The following is a 2,249-nucleotide window of genomic DNA, read 5'->3' as shown; positions in this document are numbered from 1 at the left end:
CCATCGAAAACCAAGTGCTGCCCCAACGCGGATGCCCGCAAGATCAGCCGCGAAGAAACAGAAGACGCCCGCCAGGTGGCTCGAGACATTGTGGACCTGTCGCGTTTTTGTGCCGCTCCAAGTGCTCGTTTAAACCACTTTCCGTTCGAAGGCGACGGGACTTTTCCAGCCCAGTGCTGAGTGTCGGCGGCGCGGATTGTAGAAGCCGTTGATGTATTCGAAGATGGCCGCTTCAGCCTGCCGTCGGGTTTGCCATGACCGCCGCCAGATCAGCTCAGCTTTGATCGTTTTGAAGAAGGTCTCGACGGCGGCGTTATCATAGCAATTGCCTTTGCCGCTCATCGACACTTTGAAGTCATGTTGGCGCAGGATCTTCTGATAATCGTGGGAACAGTATTGGCTGCCACGATCCGTGTGGTGGATGCAGTCCTTCGGTGGTGATCTGAAGGCGATAGCCATTCTCAGCGCCCTGATGGCCAGGTCTCGCTTCATCCGATTGCTAACAGCCCAGCCAATCACACGGCGGGAATGCAAGTCCAGAATGACGGCGAGATAAAGCCAGCCTTCACGGGTCCAGACATAGCTGATGTCACCAGCCCATGTCTTGTTCGGCTGATCCGCTGTGAAGTCCCGATCCAGTAGGTTGGGCGCGATATTGAACTTGTGATCGCTGTCTGTCGTGACCTTGTGCTTGCGTGTTCTCAACACGGATATGCCGTTCTGGCGCATCAGGCGACCAACGCGACGATGCCCCACAGCCAAACCAATTTCCTTCAACTCTTCAGTCATGCGCGGCCTGCCATAGCTGCCCAAACTGAGGCGTGACTGTTCTTTGATATGCGCCAGCGTGACCAGATCAGACCGCTGTCTGCGACTGGCAGGGCGGCTGCGGAAGGCACGCAGACCGCGTGCGCTGACACCGACGACATCGCATAACCGGTTGGCTGGAAAGCTGGCTCTGTGTTCTTCGATAAACCTAAATCTCATTGCTTTAGGCCCGCGAAGAACTGGGTGGCCTTTTTTAGGATTTCCCTCTCCTCCTTGAGGAGCCGGATCTCCCGTCGAAGTCGCTCATTCTCTTGAGCGAGGCTCAAATCCTCTTTGGAAACCACGTCTGTATCTCGGTGCGCTGTGATCCATTTGTTCAGCGTGGACATCCCGACACCTAGATCATCAGCCACCTGCTTGCGTGTTAGCCCACTGGTCAATGCGATACGCACCGCATCTTGCCGGAATTCGGCCGTCCGTTTCAGTCCCATAGTCAGTCTCCTTTGCTGCAGTAGATGCTATCAAAGGAGCGGCATCAAACCGTGACAGGTCCAATCTGAACCTAGCCTATCGGTGGTTCTGTCGGCTCGATCTGAACGACCGTGTGCCGGATCATTCCACATTCTCGAAGAACCGGCATGGGCGGTTCCGCGAAAGCGAACTGCTGCGCTACCTGTTCGAGATGACCGTGGCACACAGCATTGAGGAAGGCCTCGTCAGCGGTCAGCGTATGGCCATCGATGCAAGCTTGATCGAAGCCGATGCCAACAAGCAGAACTCAACGCCGAAGGAAGAGTGGGACGCCTCAACCGTTGATCCGACCGACGCGCCCCGCGCCGTCCGCGAGTATCTCGACACGCTGGACGAGGCTGCGTTCGGCGCTGCCAGCGAGGTTCAGCCCAAGTTCACATCGCATTCCGATCCGGCGAGCCAATGGACCGCAGCCCGCAAAGGCCCTGCATTCTTTAGCTATTCCGACAACTACCTGATCGATACAGATCACGGAGTTATCATCGACGTCGAAGCCACCAGATCAATCCGTCAGGCTGAGGTCGGATCGACCAAGACCATGTTGAACCGAGTAAAGGAACGGTTCGATCTGCATCCGGAGAGACTAATCGCGGACACCGCCTATGGCACCGGCCCACTTCTGGGCTGGCTGGTTGATCGCAAGATTGCGCCGCATATCCCGGTGTTCGACAAGTCCGGTCGCAATGACGGCACCTGGACCCGCGCCGACTTCGAATGGGATGCTGAGAATGACCAATACATCTGTCCCGAAGGTCACGCCCTCAAGCAGTTCCGCCGCAACTACTCAGACCCCAACCGCGGTCCGACGGGCAAGGGCACCGCTCGCTATCGCGCTCTGAAAGAGGTCTGTCAGGTCTGCCCATCGAAAACCAAGTGCTGCCCCAACGCGGATGCCCGCAAGATCAGCCGCGAAGAAACAGAAGACGCCCGCCAGGTGGCTCGAGACATTG

General features: G+C 57.1%; 1 protein-coding gene and 1 pseudogene. One reads left to right on the top strand and one right to left on the bottom strand.

Annotation, left to right across the window (positions count from 1 at the left end; all coding sequences use genetic code 11):
• Positions 1-129: 129 nt before the first annotated feature.
• Positions 130-1,259 (bottom strand): IS3 family transposase gene (locus ACR0K5_RS25015; protein WP_480424262.1). Its coding sequence is split into 2 segments (ribosomal slippage): positions 130-1,016 and positions 1,016-1,259, totalling 1,131 coding nucleotides; the frame shifts between segments, so codons are not numbered across the junction.
• Between the two features lie 62 nt (positions 1,260-1,321).
• Between ACR0K5_RS25015 and ACR0K5_RS25010 the strand changes: the two are divergent.
• Positions 1,322-2,249: pseudogene (locus tag ACR0K5_RS25010) on the top strand (transposase); the annotation flags it as partial.

The sequence above is a fragment of the Ruegeria sp. AB9 genome, from assembly GCF_056542585.1.
Note: the sequence above shows the minus strand (reverse complement) of the source record. Positions and strands in the feature narration are given on the sequence as shown.